The organism is Acetobacter lovaniensis, from assembly GCF_014207635.1.
Classification (GTDB): domain Bacteria; phylum Pseudomonadota; class Alphaproteobacteria; order Acetobacterales; family Acetobacteraceae; genus Acetobacter; species Acetobacter lovaniensis.
The window spans coordinates 1-1,139 of record NZ_JACHIE010000042.1 but is presented as its reverse complement, the minus strand read 5'-3'; the positions used below and the strand labels follow the sequence as shown (position 1 = coordinate 1,139).

Genomic DNA, 1,139 nt, shown 5'->3' with positions numbered 1-1,139 from the left:
GCCTGGTTATGACATGCGCGATCGTTCCCGGGCGGAGATTGAGCAGAAATTGCGGGATATCGACCTCGACTCTAGTCTAGTGTCTCGCGTGGCGGCGGGGGCCGGCCTGCGTGGCGAAGCGGCCAGGAAGTTCGCCCATGATAATAAAAATCTCGTCAATCTGACGGACGGTCAGCAGAAACGCCTGCTACAGGTCAATCTCCCGCGCTATGAGGCGATCGTTCGCCGGGGCTCCCATGTCCATTTGACACAAAACGAGTTCGACGCCCTCGTGTCGTTCGTCTATAATCCAGGAAGAGGTTGGCCGGGCGTCCGTGCTGCGATCAACAGTGGCGATAAACGCAAGGCCGTCAGGATCATTGAGGAGCAGGTGCGCTCGAAAGGCAAGGTCTTACGTGGTCTGGTCAAGAGACGGCACGACGAGGCCATGCTTCTGCTGGAAGGACGATATTGATGCTCCGCGCTATCCTGAGCCTGATTTGCGCCATCTGTATCGGTGGCACCGCACACGCGGGCGCCAGGCCGCAGTCCCTGGAGGAGCTGACCCACAACGGCAATACGATGTTCAACGAGGAGCTCGATGGAAAGGCGTTTCTCAATGGGCGGTTGATCGTGCGCGTCGAGCGTGTTTCGCCCTGTGTGTCGGCGGTCTGGACCCGCAGTGGCGATGTCGGATCGCCGCTGCGGCGCGACCTGCTGGAATGGAACAAAATGTTTAATGGCGATCCTTCGACCGACGACCAGTCTTACTATTTGACGTTCGTCTATGCCGACCATCGGAGCGATGATGTCGTGTCCATGCCTCTCACGGCGCATCCGGAGCGTTTTGAAGATACGGCCGGTGTCTACCTCCCATCGTGCCAACCGCAACAGCATCATCACAGGTGACGATCTTTGCGTCGGACGCAAGGTCGTCAGGATCATCGAAGAGCCGGCGCTCTCGAGAGACAAGGTCATGAATGACCTGATCTGGAGACGGCACGACGAGGCCATGCTTCTGCTGGAAGGGCGATATTGATGCTGCGCACTATCCTAAGCCTGATTTGGAGGGATCGAAGAACCGTTGATTGATGTGCTTGGCGGGTAATTTCTGGCTTTTGGCGATTTGATTGACGGTTTTTGCGATGGCATCCGGTCTG

Annotated in this window: 2 protein-coding genes; both read left to right on the top strand. The window is 57.4% G+C overall.

From position 1 onward, the window contains the following. Positions 1-454: glycoside hydrolase family protein (locus tag HNR55_RS16560; protein ID WP_221441749.1), on the top strand; the 454-nt coding region annotated here is incomplete at its 5' end. Next, positions 454-888 carry a hypothetical protein gene (locus HNR55_RS16555; protein WP_166117184.1) on the top strand — a complete coding sequence of 145 codons (435 nt, stop codon included), beginning with the start codon at positions 454-456 and terminating at the stop codon, positions 886-888. The genes HNR55_RS16560 and HNR55_RS16555, both read left to right, overlap by 1 nt. Positions 889-1,139 lie beyond the last annotated feature (251 nt).

Bases quoted from the DNA above. Each gene is read 5' to 3' on its own strand.
- HNR55_RS16555 (WP_166117184.1), top strand. From the start codon at position 454: ATGCTCCGCGCTATCCTGAGCCTGATTTGCGCCATCTGTATCGGTGGC.